The 15,151-nt window shown below is 39.7% G+C and carries 13 protein-coding genes; 5 read left to right on the top strand and 8 right to left on the bottom strand.

The window, feature by feature from the left end; genetic code table 11:
• Positions 1–189: 189 nt before the first annotated feature.
• The 4 genes from ACMX3D_RS22140 to ACMX3D_RS22125 all read left to right on the top strand — a co-directional run bounded on the left by ACMX3D_RS22140 (position 190) and on the right by ACMX3D_RS22125 (position 3,300).
• Positions 190–774: a Uma2 family endonuclease gene (locus ACMX3D_RS22140; protein ID WP_482747972.1), complete on the top strand. Its 585-nt coding sequence runs from the start codon at positions 190–192 to the stop codon at positions 772–774.
• 97 nt (positions 775–871) lie between these two features.
• Positions 872–1,846, top strand: coding sequence for a cysteine synthase A (locus ACMX3D_RS22135; protein WP_482747971.1), 975 nt, complete (start codon positions 872–874; stop codon positions 1,844–1,846).
• A 60-nt stretch (positions 1,847–1,906) separates the two neighbouring features.
• Complete coding sequence (locus ACMX3D_RS22130) at positions 1,907–2,239, top strand: (2Fe-2S) ferredoxin domain-containing protein (protein WP_482747970.1); 333 nt, start codon at positions 1,907–1,909, stop codon at positions 2,237–2,239.
• 221 nt (positions 2,240–2,460) lie between these two features.
• Positions 2,461–3,300, top strand: a complete 840-nt coding sequence (locus tag ACMX3D_RS22125; protein WP_482747969.1) for a DUF5331 domain-containing protein — start codon at positions 2,461–2,463, stop codon at positions 3,298–3,300.
• Positions 3,301–3,348: 48 nt separating this feature from the next.
• Here the strand turns inward: ACMX3D_RS22125 and purU are convergent, their stop codons facing one another.
• The 6 genes from purU to ACMX3D_RS22095 all read right to left on the bottom strand — a co-directional run bounded on the left by purU (position 3,349) and on the right by ACMX3D_RS22095 (position 11,534).
• Positions 3,349–4,203: a formyltetrahydrofolate deformylase gene (gene purU / locus ACMX3D_RS22120; protein WP_482747968.1), complete on the bottom strand. Its 855-nt coding sequence runs from the start codon at positions 4,201–4,203 to the stop codon at positions 3,349–3,351.
• Between the two features lie 83 nt (positions 4,204–4,286).
• Positions 4,287–4,901: a DUF4340 domain-containing protein gene (locus ACMX3D_RS22115; RefSeq protein ID WP_482747967.1), complete on the bottom strand. Its 615-nt coding sequence runs from the start codon at positions 4,899–4,901 to the stop codon at positions 4,287–4,289.
• 115 nt (positions 4,902–5,016) lie between these two features.
• Positions 5,017–6,798 (bottom strand): GldG family protein, encoded by a 1,782-nt coding sequence (locus tag ACMX3D_RS22110; RefSeq protein WP_482747966.1) that lies wholly within the window; start codon positions 6,796–6,798, stop codon positions 5,017–5,019.
• Between the two features lie 91 nt (positions 6,799–6,889).
• Positions 6,890–7,702: an ABC transporter permease gene (locus ACMX3D_RS22105; RefSeq protein ID WP_482747965.1), complete on the bottom strand. Its 813-nt coding sequence runs from the start codon at positions 7,700–7,702 to the stop codon at positions 6,890–6,892.
• The gene (locus tag ACMX3D_RS22100) at positions 7,703–8,695 is read right to left on the bottom strand and encodes an ABC transporter ATP-binding protein (RefSeq protein ID WP_482747964.1); all 993 of its coding nucleotides are present in this window, start codon (positions 8,693–8,695) and stop codon (positions 7,703–7,705) included.
• Positions 8,696–9,875: 1,180 nt separating this feature from the next.
• Positions 9,876–11,534 (bottom strand): iron uptake porin, encoded by a 1,659-nt coding sequence (locus tag ACMX3D_RS22095; protein WP_482752400.1) that lies wholly within the window; start codon positions 11,532–11,534, stop codon positions 9,876–9,878.
• A 237-nt stretch (positions 11,535–11,771) separates the two neighbouring features.
• On the opposite strand from ACMX3D_RS22095, the gene ACMX3D_RS22090 reads away from it, so the two are divergent.
• Complete coding sequence (locus tag ACMX3D_RS22090; RefSeq protein ID WP_482747963.1) at positions 11,772–13,190, top strand: hypothetical protein; 1,419 nt, start codon at positions 11,772–11,774, stop codon at positions 13,188–13,190.
• Positions 13,191–13,292: 102 nt separating this feature from the next.
• Here ACMX3D_RS22090 and ACMX3D_RS22085 read toward each other — a convergent pair whose 3' ends face one another.
• Positions 13,293–13,904: a PEP-CTERM sorting domain-containing protein gene (locus ACMX3D_RS22085; RefSeq protein ID WP_482747962.1), complete on the bottom strand. Its 612-nt coding sequence runs from the start codon at positions 13,902–13,904 to the stop codon at positions 13,293–13,295.
• Between the two features lie 294 nt (positions 13,905–14,198).
• A complete protein-coding gene (locus ACMX3D_RS22080; RefSeq protein ID WP_482747961.1) occupies positions 14,199–15,128 on the bottom strand; it encodes a type I restriction endonuclease in 930 nt (309 codons plus the stop codon).
• Between the last annotated feature and the right edge of the window lie 23 nt (positions 15,129–15,151).

Genomic DNA, 15,151 nt, shown 5'->3' with positions numbered 1-15,151 from the left:
CCAGAAATGATTGGTAAAAACAATAATGCAACTATTATTCTTGAGTTTTATTAAGTAGTATTTTTTTAGTTAAATGATTAGCAATGAAGAACATAAGAGGCTGATAAATGTTCCTCCTGATAACGATGGTTTGCGTAAAAATAAAAAATAAAGTTGAGCGCTGAGGCTGCAACTTAGGAGAAAATTACTATGCTTTCATCGCCTTTAGTAGTGAGAATTCCGCCATCAATGCAAATGACTGACGAACAGTTTTTTGAATTCTGTCAGATTAATCGTGACTTACGTATTGAGCGCAATCAATTTGGAGAGATATCAATTATGCCACCCACTGGTTCGGAGACGGGTAATCGTAACTTCAATGTAGCTGTACAACTAGGAGTTTGGTCAGAACAAGATGGTACAGGTATTTGTTTTGACTCTAGCACGGGGTTTAAGCTGTCAACTGGTGCAGAACGCTCTCCTGATGCTTCTTGGATAAAACTAGAACGCTGGGATAGTTTGACTCCAGAACAAAAACAAAAATTTGCACCTATCTGCCCAAATTTTATTATTGAACTCAGGTCTCCTTCTGACAACCTCAAGCCCTTGCAAGAAAAAATGGCAGAATACATGAAGGAGCCAGGAGTGCAACTAGGCTGGCTAATTGACCGCAAGCATCGCCGAGTCTATATTTATCGTCCTGGTGTACCTGTAGAAACTTTAGAAAATCCTGAAACTGTAAGCGGTGAGCCTGTATTACCTGGGTTTGTTTTAAATTTAAGTAAGATTTGGTAGTGTTAACTGATTTAGCAGAAAATCTATATACAAACCGTAAATCCTACAACCGCCATAAGCCAAAATTTTTATAGGCAAGAATTAGAGCAGATTGAAAATGGACATCAAAAACGGTTTCATTGGCGCAGTAGGTAATACACCCCTGATTCGCTTAAACAGTTTTAGTGAAGAAACAGGATGCGAAATCCTGGCTAAAGCGGAGTATCTCAACCCTGGTGGTTCTGTCAAAGACCGAGCCGCACTGTATATTATCCAAGATGCGGAAGAAAAAGGGTTACTCAAACCTGGTGGTACTGTGGTGGAAGGAACCGCAGGTAACACTGGTATTGGACTGGCACATATTTGCAACGCTAAAGGCTACAAATGCCTCATCATCATTCCTAATACCCAGTCCCAAGAAAAAATCGATGCACTGACAGCACTAGGGGCCGAAGTCCGTCCTGTCCCTGCTGTTCCTTATAAAGATCCAAATAACTACGTCAAGTTATCTGGTAGAGTCGCTGCTGAGTTAGAAAATGCCATTTGGGCAAATCAGTTTGATAATTTAGCTAATCGCCGCGCTCACTACGAAACTACAGGCCCAGAAATTTGGACACAAACAGATGGTAAGATAGACGGATGGGTAGCGGCAACTGGTACAGGTGGAACCTTTGCTGGTGTGGCGTTGTACCTAAAAGAAAAAAATCCGGCGATTAAATGTGTTGTTGCCGATCCTCTAGGTAGTGGACTTTATAGCTATATCAAAACTGGTGAAATTCATCTAGAAGGTAATTCTATTACTGAAGGCATTGGTAACAGTCGAATCACAGCAAATATGGAAGGCGTACCTGCTGATGATGCCATCCAGATAGATGACACAGAAGCTTTGCGCGTCGTTTACCAATTGCTACGGAAAGATGGTCTATTTATGGGTGGCTCGACAGGTATTAATGTGGCGGCGGCTGTTGCTTTGGCAAAGCAATTAGGCCCAGGACATACGATTGTCACTATCCTTTGTGATAGTGGTTCTCGCTATCAATCACGAATATTTAACCGTGATTGGCTTGCTTCTAAAGGGTTATCAGTAAATTAGTTAATGGTCAATAGTCAATAGTTAATTGACCATTGACTATTGACTATTGACTAAGGACAAATGACAAACACAACTCAACCATCAAACTCAGCAACCAGTGACCAAGTATCTACCCAGAGGTGTGTGCGAGTGTGCCAAAATCGTGCTTGTAAGAAGCAAGGTACAGCTAAGGTTTTAGAGGCTTTGGCAAATTTGCCGGTTCCCGATGTGACTGTAACAGCCAGTGGTTGTTTGGGACAATGTGGTAATGGGCCGATGGTGCTTGTTCTGCCTGAGATGGTTTGGTATAGCGGTGTTCAGCCGAATGAAATACCTCTATTGGTAGAACAGCATTTATTATGTGGTGAAAGAGTCAAGCAAATGCTTTATTATCGGTTTCATCCCCAGGGATAAATTCAGAATAAATAAGTCAGAATTCAGAATTACTCCTCAGATAAATGATGGAGTGTATTAAAAGCACAAAACTTTTGTTTTGACTTCGCCTTGAAATAGCGATACACATTTCATAAATCCAGATTAAACAAGCATAATCATGATTCTGAATTCTGGCTTCTGAGTTCTTCTGATTCAAAACAACCAGGTCTGCACTATTGTTGACTCAAGTGAGGCATCCGATGAATATTCAGCAGCTACGTCAATCATTGAAAATGAAGTGGCTGAGTTACTATAAACAAAATCGTCACTGGCTAGTGAAAATGCGAGTTTGGGGAAATTATAATGGCCTGCGACGACCATCATCTGGCTTTATTTTGGCGACTTTATCTGTTCTAGAACCAGAGTTCGAGCAGATGCTGGCTTTTATGATGGATCTGAATAATAATCCTGATGCCATAGTTACAGCTTTAGGGCTGAACTTCAACCCCGATGAAGAGTTACGGTTGACAAATTCAGATGATACTTCGGCTGTAAACCAGTCTCAGCATAAGTTTGCCCAGCAAAAATCTCTTGAGGAAAAACCTGTGCGATCGCTCGTCACTGCCAACTATATTATTCCTCAGTCTCCAGCTACAACAAAATATACTAAAAAAATCGCCTCGGCTTTACCACAGGCACACAAACCTTTACCAGCCTTTACAGTTACTACCAATGGCAAAATACCAACCTTTGGTACATTACGCCAAAACAAACCCACATCATCTTTAGCCCTGACTGCGACAGTTCCCAGCAACGGCAAAACTATCGCATTAGCGTTGGAAGTTCCCAGCCATAACAAATTAATGCCCAGAACCGTTGTAGCTTCTCGCCAAACAGCAGTAGCAACTCAAGCGAAAACTTTACCATCAGTAACCGTCACTCCAGAAATTTTTCTTAATGGCAAATCATCAGAAAAGTTACAACCACAACAACCACCCAAGAAAATTCAATTATTTCCTAGCACCAATGCCCGTAGTTTAGCTTCTTGGGTAGATGAATTTTGTCAAGGTAGGGCTTGGGAATTAGGGAGTAGAGAGTAGGGAATAAAGATGATTTTTTAATTCACACTTTTTCAAATTGGACATCTATTACTCAAAAACGACGGTGCGATTACCATAAACTAACACGCGGTTTTGTAAGTGTAACCGTACCGCCCTTGCTAATACTATTCGCTCCAAATCTTTACCTTTTCTCACTAAATCTTCGACTTCATCGCGGTGGCTGACTCTTACTACATCTTGTTCAATAATTGGCCCTGCATCTAAATCTGTAGTGACATAATGAGAAGTTGCACCAATAATTTTTACGCCTCTTTCAAAAGCTCTGTGATATGGATTTGCGCCGACAAATGCTGGTAAAAATGAGTGATGAATATTAATAATTTGCGGAAATTGATTAATAAAATCAGCACTGAGAATTTGCATATATTTGGCTAACACAACCAAATCAATATTATATTGACGTAATAATTCTATTTGTTTAGCTTCTTGTTCTGATTTATTTTCTTTAGTAATTGGGATGTGATGAAAATCAATTCCAAATTGGTCTGCTACTGCTTTTAGATGAGGATGGTTGCTAATAATTAAAGGAATTTCTGCGGCAAATTCTTTAGCACGGTGTCGCCAAATTAAATCGTAGAGACAGTGGTCTTGGCGGCTGACCCAAATTGCTATGCGTGGTACAGTGTCAGAAAAATGTAGTTCCCATTTAGCACCTAAAGGTTGAGCGATCGCATTAAATGCCGGAGCAATCAAATCTTTAGGTAAATTAAATCCATCTAACTGCCATTCTATGCGGGTAAGAAATAATCCAGCCGAAAAATCCGTGTGCTGATCTGCATGAATAATATTGCCACCATTGGCATAAATAAAGTTAGCAATTTTTGCAACTAGTCCTCGTTGATCAGGGCAAGAAATGAGCAAGGTTGCAGTTAGATTGGGCATAGGATAGGATAATTCGTAATTAAATAAATTTTATTTTCAGCTATTCACACTTTAAAATTTACACTTCACGCTTCATACTTATTCTATGGAGTTGGTAGAGGAAGATTACTTGGTAAAGGTGTTGATTTACTGTTATCAAGAGGTTGTTTCCATTCTGATATCTCACGATTGACAGCATTGGCAAAATCGGTAGATACCAATAATACATTGATATTGCCGTTTGGTTGTATAGCTGAGTCAGTTTGAGCATACACAAAACGATTATTAAAATCAGATTTGCCTAAAATTAACTGATGGGTTTTCTGATTTTTCAGTTTAATATCAATTGTGGCATTTGGTTGAGCTAAACCAAATTCTGTGAGTTGGTTAGCAGGAATTGATAAAGTGCGATCGCTCTTACCCTTAACCAACAAATCCATTAGATAAGAAACAATAGCATCATTTGCTGGCTCTGAGGTTGGAGATTTTAGCAACCACTTGGGATTGCTACCTTGAGGGTTGCGTTCCAACATCAAAGTGTAAGTTTTTGTTTTCACTGTCAAAGACTGCACATCATCTTCTGCAAAAGCAAATACTTGCTGCTGTTTCGCCTTGACTTCTTCTTGCTGAGTTTTACCTCTAATTTCATGAAAATACACGAAACCACCCAAACCCAGCGCCAACAATACCAAAATTAAAGTTGTTTTTGGAATAGTCATTAGTCAATAGTCAAAAGGTTGAAATTTCACACTTCACACTTCACACTTCACACTTCACACTTCACACTTCACACTTCATACTTCATACTTCATACTTCATACTTCATACTTCTTCTTACCGTCTTCGCCACCAGATGAAAGCTGCTGTTAAGAAGCCAAACAGAGGCAAAAACAACAGAGATGATAATGTTAAAACGTTAGCTTGTGATGTGGATAAATTAATCCGACGGTTTTTCGGTTCTTTCGGACGAATGGAAAGAGGTTGCTGATCTTGTTGACTCAGCCAAGTTACAGAGTTGAGAAATACATCACCATTGAGTTGCTGTTGAAACAGTCCATCGGTAGCAAAATCTGAATTTCCGAAGACTACTAAACGTGATTCTTTAGGAGTCTGTTCAGATTTCTCTTGGGTTGCAGGAATGGGAGTTGCTTGGCCTTGGGTTGTTGGGGAAGGTAACGGTGAGGGAGTTGTTGCAGCTGTCGGGGTAGGAGTTGCTTGACCTTGGGTTGTTGGGGAAGGTAACGGTGAGGGAGTTGTTGTAACTGTCGGAGTAGGAGTTGCTTGACCTTGGGTTGTTGGGGAAGGTAATGGTGAGGGAGTTGTTGCAACTGTCGGAGTGGGAACAGGGTTAGATGTAGTTGGCAGTTTTCTTGTTAACGCCACACCTAAAGTTAGTGGCCCTTTGAAGTCTTTGTCAGGATTGAATTCTAATTTTTCGCTTTGCAGGTCACTTTCAGCCCAGCTATTGGGATAGGGTTTGGTTCTTAGTAGGGGAGTGGACTGGACACCAGCAACGGAGGTAGTTTCTATCGGTCTAGCCAAGCGATAAAAAGAAATACCATTACGAAAATCTTGGGTAATTGGGTGTTGTCCGTAGTCTGTGACTATAGGTGCGGCGGGGCCAAGTCCTACACCTGCGCCGGAGACATCAACTGCTAAACGATTATCGAGACGAACACCCCACTCTTGTAATAAGCTGCCGAGTTTGGGGTCAGTATCAGGATCAATCATGAGTAGCAAGTTACCGCCACCATTGAGATAACTTTGTAAAGCTTTCACCTCAGCATCAAACAAACCGCGTTTAGCACCTGCTACCACTACAACCGCAGCATCTTCAGGAACTTGAGGTTTGTCAGTTAAATTTAGCGGTTCAACTGTGTAACCTTTGTCGGTTAGTCCTTGTACAGCTTGGGAAATACCACCTTCGCCACCTGTAAGAGGATGTTCGCCGTGGCCTTGAAGGAAATAGGCTTTGACAGATGTGGAACCAACCAGTTGTTGCAGTCGGCTAGTTAATCTAATTTCTGATAAACGTTCATTAACGTTTAAAGATTGCACTAATTGGCGTTTATTTCCAGATTCTAAATAAACTTCTCCATATTCTTTCACCCCAAACTTCTCTGCTATTCCTGGCCTAGTTTGGGGGTCAACATACTCAAATTGAAACTTAGAACTTTGCCGTTGATAATTTTCTAGTAATTGTCGGTCTTGGGGATTTTGCGTAACATCAAATATCCAAATTTTGACTGGTTGTGGCAGACGGCGGACTAATTCTTGAGATTGGGGTGCAAGGGTAAATAATTGAGTTTCGGTAAAATCTTGGCGTAGTTGATAGCGAACACTCAAAAAGTTAATTAACCCTAGAATTACCAAAACAGCCAAAGTGGCAATGAAAGCATTCGTCCCAGCTTGTGTAGAACGTCTATTCCACCAACGGCTTTGCTGGCTTTGCCAAATTATCCAATATACAATAATGGCTATTCCTGGAATCATAAATGCTAGGGGTAAGAGTCCCCAGCTACCAGACACTAACCCAGCTGTGAAGCCGACCATGAATAGAAACGGCCCCAGCCAAAACAAATATTTCCAAGGTTGCTTTTTTGTGATTTTTTTCATATTTTGTCAATGGTCAATGGTCAATGGTCGATAGTCAATGGTCGATGGTCAATGCTTCTTTGCTCTTGACTTTGGACTCTTGACTAACAAACTATTGCCGCTGAAAACGTAAGGCATCAATTGATTGTGCTGTGAGAAAGATACCTAAAAAAATGTAACTAGCAAATAAAATTAAGGCGCTGGTGTCGAAAATTCCTTGAATGAAGGTGTTGTAATGTTTGAGTAAAGATAAATGTCCTACAGCTTCGCCGATAGGGCCACCAATACTTTTGGCAAGTAAATCAACAAATAACAGCAACAAAACCAACGCAAAGGTAAGAACTGCGGAGAGAATAGTGCTGTCTGTTAAAGAGGAAACAAACATTCCCAAAGATAAAATTGCGGCTGCCAGCAAGATTAAGCCAAAATGACCAAGTAGAGGAATTGCTGGTGACATGGGAGGGTTGGAAGCACCAATGGCGATCGCTTCAAATATCAACATGGGTGCGACCATTGTAATAAAGAATGTCACTACACCTAATAATTTCCCGACGGCTACTGCCCAGTTAGTTAAAGGTGAGGTCGCTAACAACTCTAATGTGCCGCGCTTGCGTTCTTCGGCGTAAAGTCCCATTGACAGAATTGGCAAAATAAATAGCAATAGCCAACCCATCCGGTCTAAATATGCGCGGATAAATTCGTAAGGAACATCAATTAAGGGTACTGGTACACCTAGTTGTTGACCTTGTAAGTCTATGGCTGCAACGGCTGGCAAAATTCCATCGGGGCCAAACAAAATTGACACGAAAAATAATCCGGCGATGAACCAAAACACACCTGCGATCGCATAAGCTAATGGCGAGACAAAATAACTCTGTAACTCTCGGCGATAAATGGCAATAATATTCGCCAGTACTATACCCATTTATGCTGCTTCTCCTTCGTTGGCTGCTTCAGGTTCAAAATGCTTTTCTTCTGTGGTCAGTTGCAAAAACACATCTTCTAAGGTAGCGCTGACACGGCGCATTTCTTGTAACCCAAATCCAGCCCGGATTAAGGTGGCGGCGATTTCTTTTCCTAGTTCTTTTCCCGGTTGAGAAATCACTCGCAAATAAGCGCGTCCGTCTATTGCATGGGTAAGATGATGACCAGGAATTGATTCTACCAGACTCACACCCGCCACATTTTGCAATACCTGTTTTGCTAGGTTAGCTTCGCCCTCAATTTCTACTTCATATCCTGAACCGCCAGTCAACTGTGTCATCAAGTTTTCGGGAGTATTAGTAGCTACAACTTTGCCGCGATTAATGATGGCGACGCGAGTACAAGTCATGCTCACTTCTGGCAAAATGTGCGTAGACAAAATGATCGTGTGCGTCCCCGCTAGACTTTTGATCAGATTCCGCACTTCGATGATTTGTCGGGGGTCAAGTCCGACGGTTGGTTCATCGAGGATGATGGCTGGTGGGTCGTGAACGATCGCCTGAGCAATACCCACCCGTTGGCGATATCCTTTAGAAAGTTTGCGAATAATTACCCGTTGCTTATCTTGTAAGTTACAACGTGCGATCGCAGCTTGGACTTTCGCAACGCGATCTCCGGCTGGGACTCCTTTAATTCTGGCGACAAAATGCAAAAATCCTTCTACCGTCATCTCTGGATATAACGGTGGTGTTTCTGGTAAATAACCAATGCGTTGACGTACAGCCAAAGAATTTTCATGGACATCAAACCCAGAGATTTTAGCAGTACCGCTAGTTGCTGGCAAATAACCTGCTAAAATTCTCATGGTTGTGGTTTTACCAGCACCATTAGGCCCTAAGAACCCTAAAATTTCCCCTGGTTCAACCCGAAAAGTCACATCTGTAATCGCTGGGGTAGAACCGTAAGTTTTACTAAGATGTTCAACTTCAATCATCGGTAAGGGTGGCGATCGTAAATTAGAGAATACCCAACAATCTTAGATCATGATGGAATTGCTAGTAATTTTGTGCCAATAAAATGCTGAAAAATTTTAGTAAATTTTATTACTTCAACTTATTTAGGTAATTTGCATTCAAAAGACCTGAATTTTTAGCAGAAATTTATCAGATGTTTTGCCTAATGAGACTTATAAAGCAATTTAAACTATCAATTTTGTATGGAATATTTTGGCATTTTGGCAGTTAATTAAAAAATGATTGTGCTAAATTGATTTTCATTACAAGAATGACTATGCTTAAAACACTAACTAGGAGATGAATTACTGTAGCTGTGCTTAAATCATTGGTCTTCTTGACAATCTATTAAGTTTAATTTGTATTATTTTTCTAGAATCCAAGGTGTATCGCCACTTTCAAGCTATTTCGACGGGTGAAAACCCGTCTTTTATTTTGCTGATATTTGTCAATCAAGCCATTAATGCCATCTACAGATGTCAAGAATCTGCGAATTATATCAGCAGTTTTGAATTTTAAAATAATTTATGCAAATGATTTTATATTGAGGTAATTAATAATACCTTGTTGAAGTAATATCAGTTTTTATAAGTTTTGGATACATCCTATAGGAAGATGCTTGGAAACAAAATTCATGAGTAAATAAATGCGGGATGTTGTTATGCACTGGATTTATAGTCAGGTTTGGTGGTGAGCCAAACCTTTTTTCTTTTTGTGGATATTAAAATAATTGGACACCAATTCATCAGACAAAAATATTGATTTAAATAAGTTTAATTATGTTTGAAAACTTTAAATTATATAGACAATACTTTATATTGCTGACGCTCTTTTAGTCTGGCTTCATCTCAAAAATTTGGCTGATCAGACTGGTCAATCAGTTTATCAAATTAAATACGGTTTACTGTTCAATTCCCATTATCTGACTCAACAACTTAGACCTATTCTCTAAAATCCTGTAATACAGCCATCCTAAATGAGATGCAAACAAATCTGTTTCCTGTTCCCTGTCTCCACGAGTAGTTTGTCAATCAAATGGGATTGCCATACCATTTCACTTTAGGATGTGACAAATACAGAGGTAACGGCAAACGGACGTACCTTGCAAAAACTCTCGTTGCGGATTTTTGTATGTTAGTAACACTGAAGATGCAACTTTAGCTAAAACAGAAACGTACTGCGAATAACTCCAATAGTAATCGAGTCACTGTCTGGTGTATGCCCAGGTTCCAAAATATGAATTATCCCTGGCGTAATGCTGATGTTATCTGTCACCCTGAAACGATAAAAAGCTTCGATTTGGGTGGTTGTTCCTGGCTGTCCGCCCGCACGTCCTAAGCCTGTATTGATAAAATCAGGGACATTATTACCTACAGGTAAAGTACTACTAGTAATTTTTGGTGGTTGTCCAACGTAAATACCACCTAAGTTCCCTTCAGCAAATAAATCGGGGAAATTTAAAAATACCATGTAATTTGTCGTTTCAACATTACCCGATCGCCCAGGAATAAACGATTTAGTATAACCACCCCATGCACCTAAAGTGACGCGGGGCGAAATTTGCCAGCTGACAGTACCACCATAAGCATTAGTTTGTAAGGGTGCTGACTTACTGTTATTGGTCGCAGTTAAACATTCATCGCCAACAAAGGTTAGCAAACAACCATCTGAAGCATAATTATTGACGTAGTACAAACTCAAGTCAACAGCATCAGTCGGTGTTAATAGCAATTGCACAGCTGTAGTCGTAGTCCCATCAAACAAACCATTGCGTTGACTAGGATTCCCTGGAGTGTAACTAGTATACAAAGCTTGGACACTGGCGCGTTTAGCAAATTGCCAATCTACGGCAATTCCACCGTGACCAAAACCGATATCTAAAATCGGGTTTCTTTGGGCTAACCAAGATAAAGGGCCTGTCGCTGCACTTTCGACTCGAACGGGGCCGCGGAAAGCGTTGGTCATATTTACGCCTTCTGTTCCTACCATAACCGCTAATTTGTCAGTGACTAACCAGCGATAATTCAAGTCCGTGATAATTAATTTTTTATCTGTGGGATATTCGTAACTCAGACCAAACTCATTGCTAAGTCTAGGCTTTGTGCTACCATCAGCAGCTACAAACCCTGTAAATAAATAACTACGGGGCGTTAACTGACTAGTTAAACTTAGGTAAGAAAAGGTGATGACGTTAATGTTTGTCCCATTATCATCTGTATCTTTTACCCCATCTCTGGGATTAACATCACCACGATTGGCAGTTCGTCCTTGAATACCAGCAATTAACAGTCCGTTAAGTTTAGTTGTGGCAGAAAATTGGTTGGCTTGAATTTCCGCGTTGCGTGCTTCTAAGCTATCTACTCGTCCCCGCAAAGTTACCAATTCGCTGCTAAATTCTGTTTGTAGACGTTGGATAGTATCTAAATCTGCGCGAGTTACTAGTTCAGTGCTGGGTGCTGCGGCTGCGATAATTTGGTTAATTCTGTCTAAGCAAGCGTTCATCCCGGCGGCAAACTCATACCTCGTGACAGCGCGATCGCCACGAAATAAATTATTAGGATAGCCGGCAATGCAGTTATAGCGTTCTACTAAAGATTGCAAAGCCTCAAAAGCCCAATCTCTAGGTTGGACATCATTGAGTTGCGACACCGATGTGACTTGTGCCATCGGCTCAGTATTTTCTGTTACACCATGTTCTGGAGAAGCGATAGAAAATATAGGGTGATTGCTATTGTCTAAATTTAGACTTGGTTCTTTTTCTGTATTTGTATAATCTTGAGCGGATGCTGTTTGTGATCCGTTATGTAATCCCGCAATCATCAAAGATACGATTATCAAGACTTTTAAATAATTGTAGCGAATCACTTTAGCTTTCAAGTTCTTACACTCTACACACAACACTGAAGTAAGAGTGTAAGCAAAATTATCAGGTTCGGCATGAGAAATTTTACCGAGTTTATACTAGATTAGACGAAAATTATTCTAGGCAATAAGAGAAAACGCGAGTATAAAAGTAAGACAGCCTCACCAAAAATCCTAGATTGACCAAGAAGCAATATGGCACAACACTCGCGCAAACTATCGCTAAAATTTTTTAGACGCAATCAAACTTCCACCGATATAGAAGACAAAACGCCACAAAAGGGAGGTTTGTTGCCATCAACACTAGCGATCGCTATTTTATTTAGTACTGCTGGGTTAATTTTTGTGTTTGCTTGGATTAGTGTGCTGTTTATCTTCAATCCCGAAAAAATAGTTTGGCTGAATAAATATTTACCAGAATGGGCGCAAATTCCCTTCGGTTACAGCGAACATCCCCACACCATACCAGAAATTCAAGCCAGCTTGCGCGAACAAAAACAAACATCCGGGGCGACTCTAGCATTAGATCAAGACAAGAATTCAATTTTGTTGCCAGTTTTTCAGCAACGCGCCAATTGTCAGTCTAATTGTCAAGAACTAGTAGCACTGCGGATTTATCAACTAGCAAAAGACTCAGAGTTTCAATCACAACCAGAAAAATACTATCGTCTAGCCACGCAACTATCAATCACTGGGTTAGAAAAATCTTTTGTTGAAGGTACAGCAGAAAATGATGAGACTAACCCTCTGTTACCTTTCACAGAAGTGAAGCGTTTTGAAGATGAAACACCTGCATCAGGAGTTTGGTTTAATTTGCAAGGGCAATATAAACAAGCTAATAATGCGATCGCCTATGGTCAAATTTTGTACTACAATCCAGAACGAACTAACGTACTACAACTTCTGTCTTGGAAGACTTCTAACGGTCAGTTACCGAAATGGCAGCAAGTTACTGGTAACGATGTTAAAGAATTAATTATTGATCAAACAGTAGGCTTGGAACCGCAGTTACGCATTTACCAAGTTAAACCTACTAAGTTGTACCTCAACCCAATTCAGCTAGATAAAATTTCGCTGAAACCACCAGCTATCAAAGATACAGCTTACCAAAATGCTTTATCCATTGCCCGTAGCGGTTTGTGGACACCAGCTTTAGAATCTTTAAAATCTCTTCAAAAACAACGCAAAAACGGTTTACCAGCAACAGCACAAGCCCAAATCGATTTAATTCGCTTACATGCTGAAATCACCCAAGCGCAAGCTGAAAAAACTTGGGCTAGTCCAAGTGAACAAGTTTTAGCAGAGTTGATTGATGGACGTTGGGGCAAAGCTTTAAAAGTATTTAAAGCATCATCCCAAAATGTACAAGAAATTTCTATCCTCTTAAAAGCAGACAAAGGCAAGTTGTGGAACCGTGTAGCAGCAGCATTAGAAGTTAATCCCCAACAACCAGAAGTGCTATCCTGGGCAGCATTAATCATAGCAGTTCAACAAGGAGAAGAAAGCACTACTTCCTGGCTAAAAAAACAGCCAAAAATAACTAAAGCTACCATTGCAGATATTCAAGACTTGCTAAAACGGCTGAATCATGAGTCGGCAAAGTCTCCAAGCTAACCACCACAGCCAGAATCACTCAAAAATAAGTTGCCAATATCCAATAAAAGCTGCATAGTACTGATCGCACCTGCATCGGAATTGGCAATCAAAAAGTTACAACTAACTGCCAGTTATTCTAATACGCTTGCCTTTATACAAAATTAGAGCAATACCACTAGCTGTTAGCATACCAAGTGTTAATGCTGGTTCAGGAACTTTTGTAATTTTACCGGAACCACTAATAGTGTTAGTAAAAGCACCAAAATCAGTTGACTGACGACCAGTTGTGACTAAAAAGTAGTTTTGTCCCGTGTTTAATTGTTGGTTAAAAGCAAAAGTCCCGTTATTAGGAGCATTAATCGATACTAAAGCATTATTCAATTGATCAGTAGGATTAAAACTATTTTGATATAAAACCAAAAAATTATCCCAGGCTCCATTAGTAGGTAAAGTAGCTCCAGGTACAGTACTTGCAAAGGTATACAAACCTGATTCTTCTACAACAAACTCAAAAGCATTATAAGGCGGTCTCATCCCAGGCCCAGCGTCTGAACCACTAACTCTAATAGGGGGAGTTCCTGGTGCAGTACGCAGCCAAGTCGGCTGATTTGTTGTATCACCTTGGTAAGTTAATACAGAGGCTGTTGCGGGTGTAGCAATCAATAAAGCAGCTAGTCCCATCCCAATATTAATAATCAGATGTTTTTGGAATAATGTTGCTATTGCCACCATAATTTATAAAGGTTATGCTCACGAAGTTAACCTAGTTTTTTATCAAATTGGTCAGAAGAAATAACACAGTTTTTGCAAGACTAATAGCAAATCATCAATGTTTTTCTGACTTACACTTTTTGAAAAAACTAAGTATATATACGGTTTATTTTACCAATTAAATTGGTATTTATCAATATGGTTGGTAAGTAAGTGATAACAAAATCAATTTTTATTAAAAAGTAAGATGCTATTTGCTGTGTATATACAGCAGATATTGTGATATAAATTTTGATTTGCTTGTAACTGACAAACCTATTGCACAGTACAAAAAGGATAATGAAGTAATTTTTTGCTGAGACTGATTCCATTGTGTTCAAACACTATAGAATGTTTGATTAATTCTAAAAAGCGTCGCTTGTCAAAGATGCCTTGGATTAGCACATCTATTTCTGTTTCTTGTGGATGTGGAAAGTCTTCACCATCTATTGTGTGCCAAGGTAAAAACTCTTTCGAGGTACAAGTTAATGTCCCAATACTTGCTTGATTGCCATAAACAATTAATAAAAAAGCATTATAAAAAAATAATGTTGGAATATTTTGAATATATTTTTGCAAACACTCTTGAGCTTTTTTCAAGGTAACTGTTTTATAGCTTGGTTGATTCCATAGCACAGCCAAAGGTAAACCATTAATAAAAATAAGTGCATCCAACTGATAAGTATGATGATCAGCAACAATAGTAAATGGATGAATTACTAACCAATCATTGTTCAGCAAATTAGAGGAATCTATGAGCCATACTTTTTCGATAATTATTTGATGATTAATTATGTATGTAATATCAATTCCTTGAGTTAATAATTTGTGGAAATAAAGATTATTTTCAATTAGGTTATTATTTGGTAGAGCAGTCAACTGTCGGATAGTTTCTTGAAGTGCGGCTGATGAGATTTGCGGATTAATTCGCTGCAACGCATGATGCAGGCGATCGCTTAAAATGACTTCAGTCAAATTATTGCGTTCTTTTGGGTGTCTCCCAGCAGCAATATCTGCTTCTAGTTCTACGGTGTAGCCGATAACTTCAAACCATGTTAGTAAAGACTCTACCGCAACTGATGATGTCAAATCCCAGTCAGGACGCAATTTTTTAGCCAAGCTAGTTGCTTTGGCTATTGTTCTACTTAACTTGATAGGATGATTAAGACTCAAAGACTTGATTTTGAGTCTATGCCATGTTTTCACCTTACTTACTAATCTTGGTTGGT

It is taken from the genome of Anabaena sp. TISTR 8404, from assembly GCF_056847745.1.
Note: the sequence above shows the minus strand (reverse complement) of the source record. Positions and strands in the feature narration are given on the sequence as shown.

Bases quoted from the DNA above. Each gene is read 5' to 3' on its own strand.
- ACMX3D_RS22140 (WP_482747972.1), top strand. From the start codon at position 190: ATGCTTTCATCGCCTTTAGTAGTGAGAATTCCGCCATCAATGCAAATG.
- purU (WP_482747968.1), bottom strand. From the start codon at position 4,203: ATGCCCAATCTAACTGCAACCTTGCTCATTTCTTGCCCTGATCAACGA.
- ACMX3D_RS22125 (WP_482747969.1), top strand. From the start codon at position 2,461: ATGAATATTCAGCAGCTACGTCAATCATTGAAAATGAAGTGGCTGAGT.
- ACMX3D_RS22110 (WP_482747966.1), bottom strand. From the start codon at position 6,798: ATGAAAAAAATCACAAAAAAGCAACCTTGGAAATATTTGTTTTGGCTG.
- ACMX3D_RS22095 (WP_482752400.1), bottom strand. From the start codon at position 11,534: ATGATTGCGGGATTACATAACGGATCACAAACAGCATCCGCTCAAGAT.
- ACMX3D_RS22130 (WP_482747970.1), top strand. From the start codon at position 1,907: ATGACAAACACAACTCAACCATCAAACTCAGCAACCAGTGACCAAGTA.
- ACMX3D_RS22115 (WP_482747967.1), bottom strand. From the start codon at position 4,901: ATGACTATTCCAAAAACAACTTTAATTTTGGTATTGTTGGCGCTGGGT.
- ACMX3D_RS22090 (WP_482747963.1), top strand. From the start codon at position 11,772: ATGGCACAACACTCGCGCAAACTATCGCTAAAATTTTTTAGACGCAAT.
- ACMX3D_RS22100 (WP_482747964.1), bottom strand. From the start codon at position 8,695: ATGATTGAAGTTGAACATCTTAGTAAAACTTACGGTTCTACCCCAGCG.
- ACMX3D_RS22085 (WP_482747962.1), bottom strand. From the start codon at position 13,904: ATGGTGGCAATAGCAACATTATTCCAAAAACATCTGATTATTAATATT.
- ACMX3D_RS22105 (WP_482747965.1), bottom strand. From the start codon at position 7,702: ATGGGTATAGTACTGGCGAATATTATTGCCATTTATCGCCGAGAGTTA.
- ACMX3D_RS22135 (WP_482747971.1), top strand. From the start codon at position 872: ATGGACATCAAAAACGGTTTCATTGGCGCAGTAGGTAATACACCCCTG.